At 63.1% G+C, this 20026-nt stretch carries 17 protein-coding genes; 10 read left to right on the top strand and 7 right to left on the bottom strand.

Features of this window, described 5'->3' with window-relative positions; genetic code table 11:
* Positions 1-96 precede the first annotated feature (96 nt).
* Entirely contained in the window at positions 97-993 is an 897-nt protein-coding gene (locus AC3WQS_RS13805; RefSeq protein WP_492712016.1) for a cutinase family protein, read from the top strand.
* On the opposite strand, the gene AC3WQS_RS13810 is transcribed toward AC3WQS_RS13805, so the two are convergent.
* Positions 994-1542: a DUF732 domain-containing protein gene (locus tag AC3WQS_RS13810; RefSeq protein ID WP_205907219.1), complete on the bottom strand. Its 549-nt coding sequence runs from the start codon at positions 1540-1542 to the stop codon at positions 994-996.
* Between the two features lie 212 nt (positions 1543-1754).
* Here AC3WQS_RS13810 and AC3WQS_RS13815 point away from each other — a divergent pair, with 212 nt between their 5' ends.
* A complete protein-coding gene (locus AC3WQS_RS13815) occupies positions 1755-2627 on the top strand; it encodes a hypothetical protein (protein ID WP_492712018.1) in 873 nt (290 codons plus the stop codon).
* Between the two features lie 150 nt (positions 2628-2777).
* On the top strand, positions 2778-3503 hold the full coding sequence (locus tag AC3WQS_RS13820; protein ID WP_070796709.1) for a single stranded DNA-binding domain-containing protein: 726 nt from the start codon (positions 2778-2780) through the stop codon (positions 3501-3503).
* Between the two features lies 1 nt (position 3504).
* Here AC3WQS_RS13820 and AC3WQS_RS13825 read toward each other — a convergent pair whose 3' ends face one another.
* The gene (locus AC3WQS_RS13825) at positions 3505-4407 is read right to left on the bottom strand and encodes an SDR family NAD(P)-dependent oxidoreductase (protein WP_283567401.1); all 903 of its coding nucleotides are present in this window, start codon (positions 4405-4407) and stop codon (positions 3505-3507) included.
* A 361-nt stretch (positions 4408-4768) separates the two neighbouring features.
* Here AC3WQS_RS13825 and AC3WQS_RS13830 point away from each other — a divergent pair, with 361 nt between their 5' ends.
* The gene (locus tag AC3WQS_RS13830) at positions 4769-6388 is read left to right on the top strand and encodes an ABC transporter substrate-binding protein (protein ID WP_492712020.1); all 1620 of its coding nucleotides are present in this window, start codon (positions 4769-4771) and stop codon (positions 6386-6388) included.
* An 83-nt stretch (positions 6389-6471) separates the two neighbouring features.
* Here the strand turns inward: AC3WQS_RS13830 and AC3WQS_RS13835 are convergent, their stop codons facing one another.
* Together AC3WQS_RS13835 and AC3WQS_RS13840 are read right to left on the bottom strand one after the other, a co-directional pair.
* A complete protein-coding gene (locus AC3WQS_RS13835) occupies positions 6472-8784 on the bottom strand; it encodes a thiamine pyrophosphate-binding protein (RefSeq protein WP_492712022.1) in 2313 nt (770 codons plus the stop codon).
* Positions 8785-9076: 292 nt separating this feature from the next.
* Entirely contained in the window at positions 9077-9397 is a 321-nt protein-coding gene (locus AC3WQS_RS13840; protein WP_019746256.1) for a UBP-type zinc finger domain-containing protein, read from the bottom strand.
* A 26-nt stretch (positions 9398-9423) separates the two neighbouring features.
* On the opposite strand from AC3WQS_RS13840, the gene AC3WQS_RS13845 reads away from it, so the two are divergent.
* The 6 genes from AC3WQS_RS13845 to AC3WQS_RS13870 all read left to right on the top strand — a co-directional run bounded on the left by AC3WQS_RS13845 (position 9424) and on the right by AC3WQS_RS13870 (position 17040).
* On the top strand, positions 9424-11019 hold the full coding sequence (locus tag AC3WQS_RS13845) for a Na+/H+ antiporter (RefSeq protein WP_021332637.1): 1596 nt from the start codon (positions 9424-9426) through the stop codon (positions 11017-11019).
* Between the two features lie 182 nt (positions 11020-11201).
* Positions 11202-12821: an ABC transporter substrate-binding protein gene (locus tag AC3WQS_RS13850; protein ID WP_492712024.1), complete on the top strand. Its 1620-nt coding sequence runs from the start codon at positions 11202-11204 to the stop codon at positions 12819-12821.
* Between the two features lie 92 nt (positions 12822-12913).
* Positions 12914-13870, top strand: coding sequence for an ABC transporter permease (locus AC3WQS_RS13855; RefSeq protein ID WP_019746259.1), 957 nt, complete (start codon positions 12914-12916; stop codon positions 13868-13870).
* On the top strand, positions 13863-14957 hold the full coding sequence (locus tag AC3WQS_RS13860) for an ABC transporter permease (protein WP_020968023.1): 1095 nt from the start codon (positions 13863-13865) through the stop codon (positions 14955-14957). Before AC3WQS_RS13855 ends, AC3WQS_RS13860 begins: the two co-directional genes overlap by 8 nt.
* Positions 14954-16051 (top strand): ABC transporter ATP-binding protein, encoded by a 1098-nt coding sequence (locus tag AC3WQS_RS13865; protein WP_020905655.1) that lies wholly within the window; start codon positions 14954-14956, stop codon positions 16049-16051. The genes AC3WQS_RS13860 and AC3WQS_RS13865 overlap by 4 nt, the downstream gene beginning before the upstream one ends.
* The gene (locus AC3WQS_RS13870) at positions 16051-17040 is read left to right on the top strand and encodes an ABC transporter ATP-binding protein (protein ID WP_021332638.1); all 990 of its coding nucleotides are present in this window, start codon (positions 16051-16053) and stop codon (positions 17038-17040) included. The genes AC3WQS_RS13865 and AC3WQS_RS13870 overlap by 1 nt, the downstream gene beginning before the upstream one ends.
* Here AC3WQS_RS13870 and AC3WQS_RS13875 read toward each other — a convergent pair whose 3' ends face one another.
* The 3 genes from AC3WQS_RS13875 to AC3WQS_RS13885 all read right to left on the bottom strand — a co-directional run bounded on the left by AC3WQS_RS13875 (position 17041) and on the right by AC3WQS_RS13885 (position 20024).
* Positions 17041-17640 carry a histidine phosphatase family protein gene (locus AC3WQS_RS13875; protein ID WP_020968024.1) on the bottom strand — a complete coding sequence of 200 codons (600 nt, stop codon included), beginning with the start codon at positions 17638-17640 and terminating at the stop codon, positions 17041-17043. It lies immediately after the preceding gene.
* Between the two features lie 5 nt (positions 17641-17645).
* A complete protein-coding gene (locus AC3WQS_RS13880) occupies positions 17646-19055 on the bottom strand; it encodes a GGDEF domain-containing protein (RefSeq protein ID WP_020905658.1) in 1410 nt (469 codons plus the stop codon).
* Positions 19056-19133: 78 nt separating this feature from the next.
* Positions 19134-20024 carry an alpha/beta fold hydrolase gene (locus AC3WQS_RS13885; protein WP_080909343.1) on the bottom strand — a complete coding sequence of 297 codons (891 nt, stop codon included), beginning with the start codon at positions 20022-20024 and terminating at the stop codon, positions 19134-19136.
* Positions 20025-20026 lie beyond the last annotated feature (2 nt).

The following is a 20026-nucleotide window of genomic DNA, read 5'->3' on the forward strand; positions in this document are numbered from 1 at the left end:
TCAATCGTGCATCGGACAGACACAACGCCCAGACAGTATGATTCCGGAGCATCGATAGTGGTGTATGGGTTGCTTAAGTTAAATCAGGGGAGTTTCATGCGTGCGAGGCGTCTCGTTGCGGTGTTGTCGGCACTAGCTGCGGCAGTAGTGGTACCGGTTGTCAGTTCTCCCGTGGCGTCGGCTGATCCCTGCCCCGGTCTGTACGTCGTGGCCATTCCGGGAACCTGGGAGCCTTCTGGTACTTCTCCCGGTGCCGGCATGCTTGCCCCGGTCACCAACGGCCTTCCCGGTTCCGTGCGCACCGATTACGTCACCTATTCGGCGACGGCCTTCCCGTGGGAGTCCAACGTCTACGCCAAGTCGAAGCAGCAGGCTGTCGACAACGCCCGCGGCATGATCGCCGCGATGGCCGCCTCGTGCGGTGACACCCGCTTCGCGATCGTCGGATACAGCCAGGGCGCCGACGCGGCAGGCGATCTCGCAGCCGAGATCGGAACCGGCATCGGCGTTGTTCCCCAGACTCGCGTCGAGGGCGTCGGCCTCCTGTCCGATCCCCGCCGCTCCGAGTCAGACGTCCTGATCGGACCCGCTGTCGGAGGCAACGGAGCCAGCGGCGCTCGCATCGGTGGATTCGGTTGGCTGTCAGGCAAAACGGTAACGCTGTGCGCCGTCGGTGATCTGTACTGCTCGACGCCCAAGGACGATTTCGTGATGCGTCTGGCCGGGTTCATGGCTCAGGTTTCCGACCCCACTCCGGCAAACGCTCTCTCGCTGCGCGACGAGGCCGCCGTGATCGTCAACGATCTGGTCACTGCAGGCGGACTCCCCGCACTGATGGCTCAGCTCGATCCAGGCGCGAACTCGCGGCGCGTCGATCAACTGGTCGCCTTCTACGGCTCGCAGGTTCACACCGACTACACGCGTTACGTCGTTGACGGCGCAGGCAATTCGGCCACATCCTGGCTGCACAACTGGTTGGCCGGCAAAGCCTGATCAGCAGTACGTCTGCTCCGCGGTGTCGACGTAGATCTCGGCGATCCGCTGCGAAGACATCGGCGTGATCTGTGAGTACACCTCTCCGACGGAGTTGAACTCCGCCAGCACCTCGGACCGCGGCATGCCGTCGGCCAGAGCCTTGCAGGTGCCGTCGGCGTAGAGGATCTCTGCGGAATCCATTCCGGCGGGCGGGATCCCGGCCAGACGTAGTGCAGCGATGTACCGCTGTCCCTTCTCGCCTGCGTTCGCGACGATCTCGTCCGGTGACCGGGCGTCGATCGGTGAGTTTGCCGGTGGCGCTACCGGCAGCGACACCTGCGGGGGCGTCGATTCGACGACGCTCGGCGCGGCTTCCGGAGTTGCGGCGGGTGGGCTGGTCGCCAGCGCCGACAGGGACTCGGGGGCAGCTGAACTCGACGTTGCCGCGATCGACGTGCTGGTGGCAGCAGATGTGGATTCCGCTGCGTTGCTGTCGGATTGGCTGCTGCAGCCGCTGAGGAGTAGGCCCGCTGCCGCGACGCAGAGGACCAGTCTGTTCGTGTTCATCACCCGTGAGTGTTACACACCGTACCGCTTAGTTTGTCCGTTTTAAGGAAACTCCCTTTTGCCCTGTTTTTAAGTCGAAGTCCTGTGATATACATCTGTTCAGTTGTTACTTGTGAGTAGGAGCACACCGCAAGACCTTGTCGGCGGCGGTCGAAACACAAGCAATGACTGCGAGTTTCGTCCCCCATCACATAAACGGCAGGGAGAAATCAGTGCAGAAATCTCACAAGAACGGCAACAGACGTCTCGGCACGCGCGTGGCCGTTATTGCAGGTACCGCAGGTGCAGTGCTGGCTTTTGCAGCGCCGATGGCCTCGGCTCAGGACCCGGTCGACAATTCGGTACCGGGCGCCGCAGTGTGTCCGGCTACTGCCGAATCCTGTGTGTCGGTGGTGGTTCAGAGCGGAACCTTCGACAACAACGGCTTCAACCTCCCGATCGGAAAAGGCGACATGATCATCGCCGCCGAGGCCGGCTCCGGTGAAGGTGAGTCCACCGTTCTTCTCCCGCGCGACGACGGACACAACGGTGTCTACTCCAAGCCGCTGACGGTTCCCGGCGGCGTTCTGGGAATCGATCTTCCGTTCGGCAATCTCTTCGGCCTGGCCGCAGTAACGGCCGAAGTGGAGGCAACGGCTGCGCCGACCCTCAACGGAATCATCACCGACATGGATCTGAGCATCCCGGTGCGGATGAAGATCAACAACGCGTTCCTCGGTGACAACTGCTACCTGGGTTCCGCGGCGGCGCCGGTGAATCTTCGTCTCGCACCTGACCCGTCGGTGGTCCCTACCTACACGGTGCTGCCGTCGACTGCGCTGAAGGTGAGCCCGGTCGGGAACGAGGCCACCGGCTTCGCGCTGCCCGCCGCCAGTGGTTGCGGACCGTTCGGAGTGCTGAATCCGATCGTCAACTGGCGAGCAAAGGTACCGGCCACGTCCGAAACCTCGCTCAGCACGATCTCCGACGCCTACCTGTACCCGGGCGGGCTCACCGGTAGCGATCCTCTCGACGATCTCGGTGGCGGAACAGGATCCAGTGGTTCCAGTGGCTCGAGCGGTTCGTCCGGAAGCTCCGGTTCCTAGAAACTCGGATGCCTAGACGCAGCGGTGGTGACGGAATGTCACCACCGCTGCGGCGTCCGACCTGTAATAACCTGTGCCTCAGGGTGGGCGAAGGCGGCACTCCATCAGGAGGACCTGCGCGGCCACGAAATCACAGGGGAGTCCTCAAACATGTTTCGAGACAGCGTTCTTGCCGGTCCGGTCCTGCGTCGGGGTGTGACGGCACTGGCAGTTGCAGCCGCGGCCACCATGTTTGTCGGCACCGCAGCAACGGCGGAGCCGGCAGCAGTTGTCGGTGAGGTGTCCGCGGACTCCGTCGCGGCAGCCCGCGCGCAGGCCATCGGAACGACGGTCACCGTCGTGGGAACCGCGACTACGCCGTCCGGAGTGTTCGAATCCAGCTTCTACGACAAGGGCTTTGGTCTCCAGAGCGGCAATTCGGGCATTTACATCAGCGATCCGAACAACTCCGGGATTGCTCTCGGCGATCAGGTTCAGGTCACCGGAGTCCTCGCGGATCAGGAAGGCCTGCTCGTTGTCCGCCCGACTGCCGTCGAGGTAATCGGCACGACCACCCAGATCAGCCCGGCGCGATTGCCCCTCAATGCAATCGGTGAGGGCAGCGAAGGTCGTCTCGTGACGGTGTCCGGGATCGTGAGCGGACCCGTCGTCGACGATCTGCCGTACGGTCACAAGATCCTGGTGTCCGGCGTCGACGGAAACACCGTCATCTTCGTCAACACCCAGACCGGAATCGACGTCGCCGCCATTGCAGTCGGACGCCCGATTACCGTCACCGGCTTCAGCGGCCAGTACGCCAGCACCTACGAGGTTCTTCCCCGCTCGGAAGCCGATGTGCAGCAGGGTTTCACGGGCAGCCTGAGTTTCGGAAGCTGACCTAGATCTCGAACCGAGCTCCGACGCGCATCGACCCGGGAGACAACCGGCTGATCGCGCGTCCGAGCTTGGCTTCGACGGTCACGGGCACCACGGCCTTGTTCGTGCGAACTGCTTTCACGATCGCACTGGCCACCCGGTCGGGGGTGAAGTTGCGTTTGCGGTAGAAGTTGTCGACCTTGGTTTGATTCTCGAGTTGTTCCTCGGCGGTGGTCCCGGCGAACTCGGTGGTCTTGAGGATGTTCGTGTGCACGAGGCCGGGGCAGATGGTGCTGACGCCGATGCCGTGTGGAAGTAGCTCTGCCCGTAGGCAATCCGAGAGCATGAATACCGCTGCCTTGCTTGTCGAATACGCGGTGAGTGCTTTCTGGGGTGTGTAGGCGGCGGCCGAGGACAGGTTGACGACGTGTCCGCCGGTTCCGCGATCGATCATCATCGGGGTGAATGCTCGGCAGCCGTAGACAACTCCCCAGAAGTTGATGTCCATGACGCGCTCGAACTGGCGCTGCTCGGTGTCGGCGAATGTCCCGGAGAACCCGATTCCAGCGTTGTTGACGACGATGTCCGGCACGCCGTGATGCGCCGCGACTGTCTCCGCGAATCGGATCACGGCTTGTTCGTCGGACACGTCGACCTGGTAGGCGTGCGAACCGCCACCGAACACCGCTTCGGCTCCGCTGGCCTGAGTGGGTGTGTTGATGAGTGCCGCAGTGTCCTGCGCGCTTTCGAGGTTGATGTCGGAGACGACGACGATAGCTCCCTGGGCCGCGAAGGCGAGGGCCGTTTCACGCCCGATGCCGCTGCCTGCACCGGTGACAACTACGAGCGTGCCGGTGAGGTCGCGTAGTCGACGCTGCAACTTCGTGCCGCGTCGCCAGCCGGTGACGTCCTTCAGTAGCCCCATTGGTTGCCCTTTTCGTGTGTACGTTTGCGGCGTGTGTCTCTAGCTGACTTCCCCTCTGCGAAAGGTATCCGATGAGGGGGCTTCGTGTCGTACGAGTCATTCGAGTCCGCACATCTGCAGGCTGCACTGGCCGCGGCTGCCCACTCCTCGACGCTGCTCCGGCGATTCACCCGTTGAGGACACTCGAATCGGAATGAATTCCTGACCTTCGCTAACGGCCTGACCTGCAAATGTCGCTCGAAAACTGAACAATCTTCTCGCTGCATTCCACTGAGCGGGACCTGCGACTAATACCTGTGCCTTACATCACAAACTGTCTCGACAATGCTTCACATCACAGTTTCTGACCTGGAGGTTTTGAATGAGTCGCAGTTCTCGGCGCGGTCACCGCAAGGTTGCCGCCGTCGCGCTGGCTGTCTCCGCCGGCCTGTTCGTCTCGTCGTGCGCTGACAGCGGGAACGGAGGTGGGAGCGGCGACGCACCGGATTCCGGTTCGGGGTTGTCCATCGGCCCGGTCAACGAGCAGTCCGGCGAGGGCGACGCGGTCAAGGGCGGCACGCTCACGTTCAGCGGGTACTCCGCTGTCACGAATCTCGACCCTGCGAAGACGCAGATCGCCGGTTCGGTCGCCGGTTCGGAGCTGGGCGCCATCTACGACACCTTGCTGCGCTACGACCCGGCGTCGAAGGAATTTGTTCCGAAACTCGCGGAGTCGATGGAACCGAGTTCCGATTTCAAGACGTGGACCCTCGAACTGCGCGACGGCGTGAAGTTCAGCGACGGCACTCCGGTGGATTCGGCGGCCGTGTCAGCGAGCCTCAATCGCTACGTCACCAACAAGGGGCCGCAGTCGAGCCTGTACGCGTCGAAGGTTGCGTCGGTCGACACCCCGGACGCGTCGACGGTCGTCTTCAATCTTGTCGACCCGTGGACCGGTATCGAGTCACTGCTCTCCACCGGACCCGGCATGATCGTCGCGCCGAGCGCCCAGCAGGGCGATCAGTTCACCCCGATCGGCGCGGGCGCGTTCACCCTCGAGAAGTTCGCTCCCAACGAGGAATTGATCCTCGACGCTCGGGAAGACTACTTCGACGGTGCCCCGAACGTGGACAAGCTGCGGTTGATCAGCATCGTCGGTTCACAGTCCACCACCGAATCCCTCAAGAGCGGCGGCACCGACGTCGCGTACATGCGTTCGCTTCCGAACGTCCTGGATCTGATCGACTCCGGCTACCCGGGCTTCGTCGACATTCCGTCGCTGTCGTACCTCTCGCTCGTCAACACGGCTCCCGGTCGTCCCGGTGCCGACGTGCGGGTGCGTCAGGCATTGGCGCTCGCGACCGATCCCGTCGCTCTCGACAACCGACTCAACGAAGGTAAGGGTCTACCCGGCCAGGTCATCTTCCAGGACACCTCTCGCTGGCACAACGACGTCGCTCCGATCGGCGTAGACACCGCCAAGGCGAAGCAGCTTCTCGACGAGGCCAAGGCCGACGGTTTCGACGGCAAGATCACATACCTGACGCTGCAGGAGAACTCGGCGCAGGCGATGGCTCTGGCGTTGCAGTCGATGGCCAACGCCGTCGGTTTCGATTTCCAGATCGAGTACGTCAACTCGGTTGCCGACGTCGTCAAGCGTTTGTACGCCGACCGCGACTTCGACATGGCAACAGGTTCGGCCAACCTTGCGGAAGCCGATCCGTTCGAGCGTCTGTACTCGAACCTCAAGACCGGTGGGCGAAACAACGCCGCGAGTTTCTCCGACCCCGAGATGGATACGCTGCTCGACCAGCTGGGTGTAGCGACGTCGAACGAAGCGAAGATCGAGGTGCTCGCCAAGATTCAGGAGCGCGCCAATGAGGTTGTGCCGTGGCAGGTTTACGGCAACACCCCGTGGCTCGGTGTGTGGGGGCAGAACGTCCACGGCATTCAGCAGAGCCTGGACGGAATCATGTTCTTCGACAAGGCCTGGAAGAACTGAAGGCCTCTGAAGAACTGAAGAACTGACCAAACCCGAGAAGCGTCCCTGCGGGGACGCTTCTCGGCATCGGAGAGTGTGATTGGTCAAGAAGTGAGATCGAGGGCAGCGCGGACGATGCTGTCGGAGTCGAGTCCGTGGTACCGGTAGACGTCTTCGAGTGAACCGACCTGACCGAACCGGCTCACTCCGAGCGCAGCACCCGGGACATTGTTGATTCCCGTCAGGAACGCGAGGGTGTGCGGGTGCCCGTCGAGAACGGTCACCATCGGCGCTGACCGGCTACTCGGAAAGACCTGATCCAGGATCCACGACGGACCGTCCGCGAGACCGCGCCGAGACTGGAGCGCTTCGAAGAGCAATCCGGGGCTGGTCACGCACACGACGTCGGCGGAAATGCCTTGCTCGCCCAGTCTTTCGGCTGCGACAAGTGTTTCGGTGACGGTGGCACCCATACCGACCAGGGTGATGGCCGGATCAGGGTTGTGCCGCAGCGTGTACGCGCCGGCCACTACCTGACGTCGACGGCGTTCTCGCGCGGCCGGATCGGTCGGCACCGCGGCCAAGGCCTGATCGACCGGACGGGTCGACAGACGCAGATACGACGAGCTGCCGTCTGGTCGGCCGAGGCGTCCGATGCTGTCGAGGAGCGTCCACTCCACGTCGACGGCGAATGCCGGTTCGAAACTGACGCATCCCGGCTGTTCGAGTCCGATGGACGGGGTCTTGATCGATTGGTGCGCACCGCCTTCGGCTGCCAGGGTGACGCCCGACGGAGTGCCGACCATGATCGACTGTCCACCGGCGTAGATGCCGTACGACCACGGTTCGAGAGCCCGCTCGATGAAGGGGTCGTACATCACGCCGATGGGGAAGAGCGGCTGGCCCCAGCGACTCCAGGTTGCACCGAGTTCTCCCATCAGTCCGACCAGGTTGGTCTCGGCGATACCGAGTTCCATGTGCTGACCGGTGGGCTTCTCACGCCAGTGCATGATCGTTTCGGCGTCGTCGGCAAACCAGTTGTGCCGCTCGTTGGGGGACCAGACCCCGACCTTGTTCAGCCACCCTGCCAGGTTGGTGGTGGAACTGACGTCCGGGCTCAGTGTGACAACACGTTTCGCGGCGTCCGGCGCCTCTCGGCTCAGGTCGAGTAGCACCCGACCGAGAGCTGCCTGAGTGGTGGATGTGCCGGAGGGGGTACGGCCGATGTCTTTCGGAACTGCCGGGGGCATCAGATGCTCCACCTTCGGGCGAGCCAGGCGCTCAGCGGTTTCGGCGCAGATGCGGCCAGACGGGCCGTCCGCCTCGAACCGTTCCCAGGGCTTCGACGGATCCATGCCGAGTTCCGCCGCCAGAATCTCGTACTGCTCGGTGGTGAGCAGCGACGAGTGGTTCTGCGGATGGCCCTGCGTCGGCAGGCCCCGGCCCTTGATCGTGTACGCGATGATCACGGTGGGACGGGTGTCGTCGATCTGCGCGTACGCCTCTCGCAGAGCGTCGAGGTCGTGGCCACCTAGATTGCGGATGGCCTCGAGCACCGTGGCGTCGTCGAGGTCGTTGATCAGCGCCGTGATCGCGTCGGCGTCCGCCGCGTTGCCGGGCAGTCTCAGACGTACTTCGTCGGCCGTGCATCGCAGCAGGCGCTGGTACTCCGGATTCGGCATGTCCAGGATTCGTTCGCGCAACGCGCTGCCGCCCGGCCGGGTGAACAGTGATTCCAGCAGCGCACCGAACTTCACGGTGATGACCTGCCAGCCGGCGCCCGAGAACATGCGCTCCAGGCGGGTTGCCGCGATGTTCGGCACCACCCGGTCGAGTGATTGGCGGTTGAGGTCGACTATCCACACGATCTCACCCAGTTCGGCAACCGAATGATCGAGAACTGCTTCCCACACAGCGCCCTCGTCGAGTTCGGCGTCACCGACAAGGGAGTACTGACGCCCGGTTCCGGCGCCGCCGAGGGAGGCGTCGACGTATCGGCGTGCGATGGCGCCCCAGATGGGAGCCGTCGCACCGATTCCTACCGATCCGGTCGAATAGTCCACCGGATCTGGATCTTTTGATCGACTCGGGTAGCTCTGCAGGCCCCCGAACTCGCGCAGCGTTGTCAGGTACGACTCGTCGAGTTCACCGAGCAGATAGTTGATGCCGTGGAGCACTGGAGCCGCGTGCGGCTTGACGGAAACCCGGTCGCCGGAACGAAGTTGGCCGAACCACAGCGACGTCATGATCGAGACCATCGACGCGCACGAGGCCTGGTGGCCGCCGACCTTGAGCCCACTGGGATTCGGACGGACACGGTTGGCGTGATGGATCATCGCGGTCGACAACCACAGAACGCGCTTCTCGATCTCCGCCAGTGGCTCGGGAGCGTTCTGGTTGATGCTGGGGCTGTTCACGGCCGGTCCTGCCTTCAATAGTTGACATCGATCGCCGCACCGCCTGTACCCCAGATCATGGGGCCGACGATGTGGTTGTGATGTTTGGCAGGACTTCCTGAGGCCGAACCGTTCGGCGCGGCAAAGTCCAGCCGCACCTGTCGATCTGTTGTGCAGATTCTGCGTCAAAGTCCATCATCGGCATACAGATTGGGCAATAGCTACCCAGTGGATTGAGCAATGTGCGCAACACCGAGGCCTGTGCGCCGTGCGAGGTGGGCACTATGCGCAGCACACTGCGAGTCGTGCGCGCTCAATCCATCAGATCGTGGACGTAGCACCAGCGCCAGGATTCGCCGGGCTCGTGCGAGCGCATGACCGGGTGCGCGGTGTCGCGATAGTGGTTGGTCGCGTGCTGATGGGGGCTGGAATCGCAGCACCCGACGTGGCCGCAGGACAGGCACATGCGCAGGTGAGACCAGTTATCCTCGCCCAACTCGGCGCACTCCTGGCAGACGCCGGGCGTCAGCGCCGCCGGGTCCGTTTCGGGCGCATTGGTTAGTTCCTCGCAACCGGTCGGAGCGGGTGCGGGCTGCTGTGTGCGAGCTGCTGCTCGCTTCAGGATTTTCTTCATCGCCTTCCATACTGCATGCTGCCAGAGTGAACGGCATATTACTGGGGGTTGTAGTAGCGGCGTTGCTGGTGGCGGCGGTTGCGCGAAGGTTCGGATTGTCTTCGCCGCTGATCCTTGTCCTGGTCGGTTTGATCGCCTGCCAGATACCCGGTGTTCCGGAGTTGGAGCTCGATCCGGACCTCGTCCTGTTCGTCGTGTTGCCTCCACTTCTGTACTCGGCGGCGCTGGACAGTTCATACCTGGCTTTGCGCTCGAATCTGCGTCCGATCGGATTTCTCGCGGTGGGGCTGCCCCTGGCGACGACGGCAGCGGTGGGCTTTGTCGCCTACCTGATCGTGCCGGAGTTCTCGATTGCGGCCGCACTGGTTCTCGGCGCCATCGTGGCGCCGCCGGACGCGGTGTCCGCGAGCGCAATCGGACGCAAGCTCGGTCTGCCGCGCCGAATCATGACCCTGCTGGGCGGGGAGAGCCTGCTCAACGACGCCACCGCTCTGACGGCCTACAAGGTCGCTCTCGCGGCGGCGGTGGGTACCGGTGCGACACTGATCGGCGGCTTCGAGACCTTCCTCGTCGCAGCGGTTGGTGGAACGGTGATCGGCCTCGCGGTGGGCTTTGTCATCTCGAAGGTCCGCGGCAAACTGCAGGATCCGGTGATGGAGAGTGGAATCGGATTGGTGGTGCCGTTCTTCACCTACCTAGCTGCAGAAGAGGTCCACGCGTCGGGCGTCATCGCGGTCGTCGTAGCCGGATTGTTCCTCGGCCAGCGCTCCACGCGCGCGAGTTATGCGACGCGCTTGCAGGACACGGCAGTGTGGAAGGCCGTCGACCTGATCCTGGAATCGTTCGTCTTCCTGTTGATCGGGCTCCAATTGCCCAGTGTTGTCAACGGATTGCAGGGGTACAGCACCTCGATCGTCGTCTGGGCGTCGATTGCTGTGCTCGTGACCGTCGTGGTGGTGCGGATCGCCTGGGTGTTCCCGTTCACGTACGTACCGCGTTGGCTGTCGCCCCGTATCCGAGCGAGGGAGCCGGAGATTTCGGCGCGGGCAGTGTTCGTCGTGTCGTGGGCCGGTATGCGAGGGGTCGTGTCGCTGGCTGCTGCCTTCGCCATTCCGTTGACGGTCAACAGTGGTGAAGACTTCCCGGGCCGTTCGCTGATCCTGTTCCTGACGTTTGTCGTCGTGGTCGGCACGCTGCTGCTGCACGGCCTGACGTTGCCGTGGGTCATCCGTGTCCTCGGTGTGCAAGGAAACGAGGAGCAGTCCGACGCACGCGCCGAGGCGGCGGCTCAGGACAAGGCTGCACGCGCTGCTGCGGCGCGCCTGGACGAATTGGTCGGAGCAGACGCCGACGACGTCCCTCAGGTCCGCAATCGCGCCGCAGACATCTTGCGAAGCTGGAACACCCACCGCGCGAACTCGGCGTGGGAGCGACTGGGACGCAGCGACGAGGATCTGGGGGAGAGCCCGTCGAACGCTTTCCGCTCGCTGCGCCTCGAGATGATCGATGCCGAGCGAGGTGTGTTCATCGCCGAGCGCGATGCCGGCCGGATCGACGACGAGGTTCTTCGCAAGGTACTTCGAGAGCTCGATCTCGAGGAAGCCACGCTCGACCGGGACTAGACCGGCTGGTCTGATGTCGGTGAGGGTATTCGCTGGCCAGGGTCGGTTTACCTGGCCGTTGAGGCCTGCAACTTAACCGATTCCACTGAGCGAGACTCGATCCAATTTTCTGTGCCTCCCGTCACAGACTGTTTCGTGTTCAACATCACGTCACGGTCTTACCCCGCCTTGGAGGCATTCGAATGAGTCGTAGTTCCCGCCGCGGAGGTCGCAGATTGGCTGCGGCTGCGCTGGCGATCACCGCAAGTATGTTCCTGGCGTCGTGCGCCGACAACGGCTCGAGCAATGGCGGCGGCGAATCTGCTGATTCCGGTTCCTCGCTGAAGATCGGCATGGTCAACGAGCAGGCCGACCCCGGCACTCCGACCAAGGGCGGCACGCTGACGTTCAGCGGCTACTCGGCGGTCACGACTCTCGATCCCGCGAAGGCTCAGGTTGCCGGCGCCACCGGTGGCAGCGAGCTCAGCGCCATCTACGACGTGCTCATGCGCTACGACCCCATCGGGCAGAAGTTCGAGCCCAAGCTCGCCCAGTCGCTCGAAGCGAGTTCGGACAGCAAGACCTGGACGCTGAAGCTCCGCGACGGTGTGAAATTCAGCGACGGAACAGCTTTCGATTCCAAGGCAGTGGCGGACAGCATCAACCGCTACGTCACCAACAAGGGACCGCAGTCGAGCCTGTGGGCTTCCAAGGTTGCCTCGATCGACACCCCCGACGCGACGACCGTCGTCTTCAACCTCGTTGATCCGTGGACGGGCATCCAGTCGATGCTCGCTACCGGACCCGGCATGATCGTCGCCCCGAGCGCCCAGCAGGGCGACCAGTTCACCCCGATCGGTGCCGGCGCGTTCACTCTCGAGAAGTTCGCTCCCAACGAGGAACTGCTCTTGGCTGCTCGCCCCGACTACTACGACGGCACACCGAACATCGACAAGCTCAAGCTGATCAGCATCGTCGGCGCTCAGCCCACCGCTGAAGCCCTCAAGACGGGCGGCATCGACGCCGCGTACATGCGTACGCTCACCCCGATCCTGGATCTGATCGAGTCGGGTTACCCCGGCTTCGTCGACATCCCGTCGCTCGGTTACATCGCGAACGTGAACATGGCCCCGGGTCGCCCGGGCTCGGATGTTCGTGTCCGCCAGGCGATGGCGCTTGCCGTCGATCCGGAAACGCTCAACACCCGCGTCAACAACGGCAAGGGACTGCCCGGCCAGGAGATCTTCCAGGACACCTCGCGCTGGCACAACGACGTCGCACCGATCGGCGTCGATCCCGCCAAGGCGAAGGAACTGCTCGATCAGGCCAAGGCCGACGGCTACGACGGAAAGATCACCTTCCTCTCCATCCAGGAACCGTCCGCCCAGGCAACGGCTCTGGCCATCCAGGCAATGCTCAACGCTGTCGGATTCGACGCTCAGATCGAATACGTCACCGGTGCAGGTGATCTGGTCAAGCGGATGTATGCCGATCACGACTACGACATGAGCACCGCAGCACTGAGCCTCGCCGAGGCCGATCCCTACGAGCGTCTGTACACGGGCATCAAGTCCGGCGGTCGTAACAACGCCACCGGCTACTCCGACGCCGAAATGGACGCTCTCCTGGACAAGTTGGGCGTCGCAACCACCGACGACGACAAGAAGGCAGTCCTGGCACAGATTCAGGAACGCGCCAACGAGACCGTCCCGTGGCAGGTGTGGGGCAACGTCGCCGCACTCGACGTCTGGAACCAGAACGTTCACGGTCTCGAGCAGAGTCTCGACGGAATCGTGCTCTTCGACGGAGCTTGGAAGTCCTAGAGAGCCTGAAGTCCTGGAGAGCTTGAACCAAGACCTGAAATCAGAGGAACTGCTGTGTATTGCGAGCTCGCTGTCCGAAGGAGACGAAATCGATGAACATCGGCGCAATAGGTAAGAAATTGGGCCAGCTCGTCATTGTGATCCTGATCGTCAGCTTCGGAACCTTCGTGCTGGCATCACTGATCCCCGGCGATCCTGCTGTCTCCGTTCTCGGTGAAGGCCGAACGCCCGCCGAGTACGAGGAAGTTCGGCAGCAGCTCGGGCTCAACGATCCACTCCTGGTTCGCTATTGGGACTGGCTGACCAGCGCTCTCCAGGGCGACCTCGGTAATTCGCTTGTTCCCCCGCAGCAGGACGTTCTGACTGCGATCGGCTCGGCACTGCCCGTCAGCGTTCAGTTGGCCGTGATGGGTCTGGTCATCGCACTCGTCGTCGCCGTGCCGCTCGCACTCTGGTCGGCGCACCACGAAGGCGGCGTCATCGACCGCGTCATCAGCGCCGCGACGTTCGGTGTTCTTTCCGTCCCGAGCTTCCTCGCCGGTCTGTTGCTGATCATGGTCACCGTCAATTGGCTCGGCTGGTTCCCGCGATCACAGTGGGTGCGCATCGGGGACAGCCTCTCCGGAAACCTCTCACACGCAATACTTCCCGCGATCACCATCAGCCTCCTCGAGATGGCGATGTTCACTCGCGTTCTTCGATCCGATCTGGTGACGACGCTCCGTGAGGATTACATCCTCGCGTCGAAGGCCAAGGGAATGCCCACGCTGCGAGTGCTTTTCAGTGACGCGCTTCGCCCGTCGTCGTTCTCGCTCATCACGATGATGGGTCTGGCTCTCGGCGGCATGATCGGCAGCACCGTGATCGTCGAGACGCTCTTCTCGTTGCCCGGAATGGGCACGCTCATCGTCCGCGCAGCGCAGCAAGGTGATTCGCCGATGCTGCTTGGCGCGGTGGTCGTGATCGCGGTCATCTACGTCCTCGTCAACAGTGCGATCGATGTTCTGTACACCTATCTTGACCCGAGGAGTCGTCGTGTCCATGTCTGAAGTAACGCCAGACGGAGCGGCCCCGTCGCCGGCCCCGTCCGAGGTGATGACATACCGGCAGCAGACAGTCCTGCTGGCTCCCGGTCCCGTCGAGACGTTGGAACAGCCCAAGAATCTGGTCCTGATCGGATCGATTCTCACGGTGATCGGCGTTGCGCTGCTCGGCACCGCACTCTTCGGTTCGGCCATCATGATGACCGTCCGCATCGTGCTCGCGCTCGTTGCCCTGGTTTTCCTCTTCAAGGGTCTCGGCAAGCTCGGTACGTCCAAGTGGGGCAGTCAGTTCGATCTCTCGTACTGGTTGGCGTGCATCTGGCTGGCCGCGCTGATCCTGGCCGCGATCTTCGCACCGCTGCTGCCGCTCGGTGAGTACAAGGACACGGTCAAGACCTTGGCCGAGCCGGGCTTCGCCTCGCCGAGCCTGCTCTCCGATCACCCGTTGGGTACCAACAACTTCGGTCTCGACCTGCTTGCCCGCGCTTTGTTCGGTGCCAGGGCATCCTTGACCGTGGCCATCTGCGCCGTACTGATCGGCATGATCATCGGCGGCACCATCGGCGTCATGGCCGGTTACTTCCGCGGCAAGGTCGACGCAGTCGTCGGAATCCTGACCAACTCGCTGCTGGCCATTCCTTCTCTGGTGCTGTTGATCGCACTGGCCGCGGTGCTCACGTCGAACCTGCGCAACATCACCCTCGCACTCTCGATTCTCTGCATTCCCAGCATGGTTCGAATCGCCAGGGCCAACACCATCGTCGTCGCCCAACGGGAGTTCGTGCTTGCCGCGCGGGCCATGGGCGCCACCAAATGGCGCGTCATCTGGCGCGAGTTGGTTCCCAACGTCCTCGTTCCGGTCGCCGCGCTCGGCCTGGTGGCCGTCTCCGGCCTGATCGTCGCGGAAGCATCACTCAGCTTCCTCGGACTCGGTATCGCACAACCTGATCCGACCTGGGGCAACATGATTGCGGAAGGCCAGGGCGGGATCGTGGAGAAGCATCCGTTCATCGTTCTGGTTCCCGGCGTCTTCCTCTTCCTGACGGTGTTCTCCTTCAACCTCATCGGCGAGAAGTATCGGAGTAAGCTGTGACCACTTCAGTTCAGAACGGCGTTCCGCTACTGCAGGCGGACAACATCAGGACCGTATTCGCCACTCCGCGTGGCCAGTTGCGAGCAGTCGACGGTGTCTCGATCCACGTTTCCGCCGGTGAAACTCTCGGTATCGTGGGTGAATCCGGTTCCGGCAAGTCGGTTCTCGGACGCACCATCATGGGTCTGCTGCAGAAGGGTCCGGCTCTGGACATCAGCGGGACGGTGACGTTTGCCGGCCGCGACATGTCGACCATGAAGAAGTCGGAGATGAAGCACTTCTGGGGACCCGAGATCGCCATGGTCTTCCAGGATCCGATGACCTCGCTCAATCCGTTCAAGCGCATCGGTACCCACATCACCGAATCCTTGAAGTTCCACCTGGGTCTGAAGAAGGACGCGGCCCGCGATCGCGCTGCGGAACTCCTGTCGATGGTGGGTATCCCCGAGCCCAAGCGTCGGCTCGATCAGTACCCCCACGAACTTTCGGGCGGTATGCGTCAGCGTGTGGTCATCGCGATGGCCCTGGCCTGCGAGCCGAAACTGCTGATCGCGGACGAGCCGACCACAGCGCTCGACGTGACCGTGCAGAAGCAGATCCTCGACCTGCTCGCCTCGCTCAACGACAAGCTCAACATGGCCGTCATCCTGATCAGCCACGACCTCGGTGTGGTCTCGGGACGATCGGATCGCGTCGCCGTCATGTACGCCGGGTCCGTCGTGGAAACGTCGGCCACCGAGGAGTTGTTCACTCGTCCGCGCCACCCGTACACCGAAGCGCTTATGGCCGCGATTCCGCGACTCGAATCGCCGACGCACACAGTGCTGCAGACAATTCCGGGTGGACTGCCGGACATGACGAAGCCGATCACCGGTTGCCGCTTCGCCGCTCGCTGCCGGTATGCCCAGGACGACTGCCTGACCGGCGAACCGGCTCTGGCTCCCGGTGGCCTGGGAGACAACACAACCGAAAGTCACACGTTCGCGTGCCACTACCCGGTCGACACCCCTGAAGGCACAACGGCATTGGTCGCCAACGAGAAGGCCGGCACTACCGCAGCGGGTCTCTCGCTCGCGGTGAAGGAGATGGTCTGATGACTGCAGCAACCGAAACCAGAAAGCCCGAGACGGTGGACGCGGCCCTGACGGTCGAGGACCTGGTCGTCGAATTCAACGTCGGCAAGGGGCAGACCGTTCATGCCGTGTCCGGGATCAGCTTCACCGTCGCTCCGGGCGAAACATTGGGCGTTGTCGGTGAATCCGGCTGTGGCAAGTCCACAGCAGGCCGGGCGATCATGCAGTTGCCCTCACCGACGTCGGGCTCCATTCGCCTCGGAGAGACGGAAATGACGGCACTGGGCGCGGAAGAACTGCGTCGCAGTCGCACTCAGTTGCAGATGATCTTCCAGGATCCGATCTCCTCCCTGAACCCTCGTCGCAAGGTCAAGGCTCTCATCACCGAGGGTCCGTCGATCTGGGGCGGAAAAGACAAGGCCGCCATCGAAGCTCGGGCACGCGAGGTTCTTGCCGAGGTCGGGTTGGACCCGGACATGGTGTGGGACCGGACCCCGCGCGAACTCTCGGGCGGACAGTGCCAGCGTGTGTGCATCGCCCGCGCATTGATGCTCGATCCCAAAGTCCTGATCTGTGACGAGCCGGTCTCGAGCCTCGACGTCTCCGTGCAGGCGCAGATTCTGAACCTGCTCGAGGATGCGAAGAAGCGTCACGGGCTGTCTTTGCTGTTCATCGCGCACAACATGGCCGTCGTGAAGAACATCAGCGACCGCGTGATGATCATGTACTTGGGCCGCGTCTGCGAAATCGTTCCCGCAGAAGACATGCAGAACCGCGCGCTGCACCCGTACACGCAGCTACTGCTGTCGTCGATTCCCGATCCTGATGCCACCGTCACCGCAGCGCAGAACGTCGAGCAGAAGGTCATCGAGCTGCCGTCGCCGCTCAATCCGCCCAGCGGCTGCCGGTTCCGTACTCGGTGCCCGCTGGCCACGGATCTCTGCGCCGAGGAAGTTCCCGAACTTCGTCTCGTCCAGGGCGGTCATCAGGTGGCGTGCCACAACGTGTGACTACACGCGAAGCATGTTGCGTACGTGACCGGTTTCGTTGATCGACCCGACCCTGCGGCTTCCGTCCCGGGAAACAAGAATTCGCGTGACGGACACGTACTCGATCGGGAAGGTCAACGGACGCTCCAGCCCGAGTAGTTCCTGCAGAACGATATTGATGACGCCGCCGTGGCAGAAGATCGCCACGGTGGCGTTGTTGTCGGTTGCGGCGACGACGTCGTCGATCGCACCGAGGACTCGCGCACGAAAAGCGTCGCCGTCCACCGACTCGGGTAGCCATCCGGCCTTGATGCGCGCATACGTTTCCGGTGCGCGTTCCAAGACCTCGTGCATCGGGATGTAGTGGGGCTGCTCGTAGTCGTACTCCGCCAGACCCTCGAGCTGGGTGACCGGAAGATCCAATGCCTGCGCTACCGGGTCCGCAGTCTCGAGTGCGCGCTTCTGCGGGCTACTGAAGAGCCCGGTGATCCGGTAGGGGGCCAAAGCCGCAGGCAGCCGAAGTGCCTGCACGCGACCGGCGTCGGTCAGTGAGGGATCGGCGAAGCCTTCGGTGACCTCGGCCAGTTCGGGGAGCGCGTGTCGGATCAGGAGTAGTTGCACCCACGTCACCTTGCCATGTACAGATCGACGGCCACCACGAGGTTTCGGCCTTCGCGTTTCGCCTGGTACATGGCGGTGTCGGCGATGTCGAGCAGAGCGTCCATCTCGGCCATTGCCTGATCTACCCAGGCGACTCCGATACTGACCGTTCCGGCGAAGCCGCGGATGGATCGGGAGTGCGCCTCCTGCCTCTGTCTGATGCGTTCTGCCAGGGCAATTGCTTCCTCGAATGTGCAGTCGGCGGCGGCGACGGCAAATTCCTCACCGCCAAGGCGACCGGACAGTCCCAGTCCTTCGGTAGTGGCGAGGAGGGTGTTTCCGAACTGTTCGAGGACCGAATCTCCGGTGAGGTGGCCGAGGTTGTCGTTGATCGATTTGAAGTGGTCGAGATCGAGCATCATGACGGCGATCGATTTTCGCGCTGTGTGTTGGGTGTCGAGGAGTTCTTGCGACTGGGTCCAGAATGCATGTCGGCTCAGCGTTCCGGTCAGGGCGTCGCATTCGGCGATGCGTTGGAGTTCACGTTCAGCGCGTCGCTGTGCGCCCGTGGCGACGGCTACGGCGATGGGGGAGAGCGCCATCAAGATGACGGAGATTCTGGTGGTTACACCTTCGCTGAGCAGATGAACCGGATCGGCCAGGGCCAACCGCCCCTGGCCGGCCATGATCAGCGCCCACGCGCTCCACCCAGCCGCGAGGAGCGAAGTGCTGAACAGCGAGACGCGCATCGCGCACCACAAGAGCGCCGGCATCGGAAGCAGCAATGCGAGGGCTCCCTGCACTTCGAGGGCCAGCGGGAGGCAGGCGAGGAGGGCTGCCAGCGGCAGAAGGATCTGGGCGACCCGTCGAAGTCGCAGATTCTGCCGCACGGACGGCCCGAACGTACGACGGACGTGGTCGAACGGAGGTGCGGAAAGAAGGATGGGCAGCACGATCAGATAGGTGCACAGGTCGGCGAAGAACCAACCCACCAATTCCGTTCCCGCACCGCTTCCTTCGTGGAGTTGAGTGCGCAGCGCGCTCGCGGACCCAGCCGTGAACGACGCCAGAACCGAGACGACGAAGATTCTGGTCGTGTACTTGGTCTCGGAGATCCGCCGCGGAAAACAGCCGAGCAAGTTCGCGGCGATCAATCCTGTCGTGACGCCGACCAGATTGATCGCATTCAGTTCGAAGGCCCTCTGCACGGGGCTTCCGGTCGCAAGATCCGCCGTCAGCAGCGCGGCGCCGCCGACAGCGAGTCCGATCGGCGCAAACGAGCGTGGGTTACGAAGGAGAATGCCCAGAAGGATCGCGTTGGCGGGCCAGAAGGTCGACAGAAACCCGGGCGGACGGGCGGCGATGCCGGCGAGGGCGACAACGAGTATGGCGACGAAGATCAGCGACGAGCGCACCCGGGTTGTCGAACGATCCATGGCCAGCCTGTCGTAGAAAGCAGAAGCTGTCCGAGCCTAGCAATGATCCGGCTACTGTCCGAGTTGTACGTTGAAGTGTCATTCCCGAGGGTTCGGCTGCGTGAGGCGTCGAATCAAGTTCGCCAACTCCTCGGGCTGATCGATCATCGCGTGGTGATGCGCCGGGCGCAGGACGTGAAAACTCCCGCCGAGGTAGGTGGCGAGTTTCTGCTGCTTTGCCATCCAGGCGATGGACCAGGGAGTGGTGTGGCCAGTGTGTGCGGCAACGACGCTGAGGTCGATGTCGGGCAGTGGATGCTTGCTCGAGCGTCGTAAAGCGGTGAGCTCCAGCGCCATATCGGTGTACGCGACGTATTCGATCATCGCCGCCTCCAGATAATGAGGTTCGCGGTAGATCTTCCTGACCCATTCGAGGGTGGCTTCGGACGACCCGCTCGGCGGCACGGACTGGTTGAGGATCTTGCGCGTCGTGGTGCCGAGGAGTCGTTGGAGCCCGGTGGTGCTGAACGAAGCCGCGGCGGCCCGGGAGGCGATCAGCAGCAGGTCGCGGGGGAAAAGACGTTTCGGTTCTTTCTCGGCACTGGAATCGAGGAGCAGCATCCCCGCCGCCCGATCGGGGAACAGTCGCGCGAAGCCTTCGGCATAGAAGCCGGCGATGGAGTGGCCGACGACGACGGCCGGCCGTGCCAATCCCAGAGTGTCGAGCACGTCGCGGATCCGCTGAGCTTCGCCGCGGACGGTCGGCACTTCGGAAGACGGCTCGCTGAGTCCGAAGCCCGGGCGATCGAAGCGGACGACGGTGTGGTCCGACTGGAGATGACGCGCGCAGTCATCCCAGTCGAACCAGTTGCCCGCCAGTCCGCCGCACAGGACGACGACGGGACCGTCGCCCTCGGCAAGAACATGAAGTCGGCTCTCGCCGACCTGCAAGATCTCGCCCGGTGGTTTCACGTGGAACAATTCCGGCACGT

It is taken from the genome of Rhodococcus sp. FW305-130, assembly GCF_058788335.1.

Bases quoted from the DNA above. Each gene is read 5' to 3' on its own strand.
- AC3WQS_RS13850 (WP_492712024.1), top strand. From the start codon at position 11,202: ATGAGTCGTAGTTCCCGCCGCGGAGGTCGCAGATTGGCTGCGGCTGCG.
- AC3WQS_RS13805 (WP_492712016.1), top strand. From the start codon at position 97: ATGCGTGCGAGGCGTCTCGTTGCGGTGTTGTCGGCACTAGCTGCGGCA.
- AC3WQS_RS13810 (WP_205907219.1), bottom strand. From the start codon at position 1,542: ATGAACACGAACAGACTGGTCCTCTGCGTCGCGGCAGCGGGCCTACTC.
- AC3WQS_RS13820 (WP_070796709.1), top strand. From the start codon at position 2,778: ATGTTTCGAGACAGCGTTCTTGCCGGTCCGGTCCTGCGTCGGGGTGTG.
- AC3WQS_RS13880 (WP_020905658.1), bottom strand. From the start codon at position 19,055: ATGGATCGTTCGACAACCCGGGTGCGCTCGTCGCTGATCTTCGTCGCC.
- AC3WQS_RS13855 (WP_019746259.1), top strand. From the start codon at position 12,914: ATGAACATCGGCGCAATAGGTAAGAAATTGGGCCAGCTCGTCATTGTG.
- AC3WQS_RS13825 (WP_283567401.1), bottom strand. From the start codon at position 4,407: ATGGGGCTACTGAAGGACGTCACCGGCTGGCGACGCGGCACGAAGTTG.
- AC3WQS_RS13870 (WP_021332638.1), top strand. From the start codon at position 16,051: ATGACTGCAGCAACCGAAACCAGAAAGCCCGAGACGGTGGACGCGGCC.
- AC3WQS_RS13840 (WP_019746256.1), bottom strand. From the start codon at position 9,397: ATGAAGAAAATCCTGAAGCGAGCAGCAGCTCGCACACAGCAGCCCGCA.
- AC3WQS_RS13860 (WP_020968023.1), top strand. From the start codon at position 13,863: ATGTCTGAAGTAACGCCAGACGGAGCGGCCCCGTCGCCGGCCCCGTCC.
- AC3WQS_RS13830 (WP_492712020.1), top strand. From the start codon at position 4,769: ATGAGTCGCAGTTCTCGGCGCGGTCACCGCAAGGTTGCCGCCGTCGCG.